The sequence below is a fragment of the Halorubrum sp. SP9 genome, from assembly GCF_005435015.1.
GTDB lineage: Archaea > Halobacteriota > Halobacteria > Halobacteriales > Haloferacaceae > Halorubrum > Halorubrum sodomense.
Window position 1 is genome coordinate 1 of record NZ_SGXU01000828.1, and the last position, 208, is coordinate 208.

General features: G+C 46.2%; 1 pseudogene. It reads right to left on the reverse strand.

The window, feature by feature from the left end:
• A pseudogene (locus EXE45_RS19445) lies at window positions 1-132 on the reverse strand (chlorophyll a-b binding domain-containing protein); the annotation flags it as partial.
• Between the last annotated feature and the right edge of the window lie 76 nt (window positions 133-208).

Consider the following 208-nt stretch of genomic DNA (forward strand, 5'->3'; position numbering starts at 1 on the left):
ATAGAGCCGACCATGATGGATTTCCTTTTCGTAGTAGTCCTCGAGCTCGTTTTTGATCGCGAGTCCGTGGGGGTCGTCAAGTCCGGCAACTACGTATAGCAGATCGCGTTGAAAGCCAGTGAGATCGTACATGTCGCAATTTTCGTATTCGAGTTTTGAAATACTATTGATTTGGCGACTGCGTGTTATAGAATACGTTTCACACCCT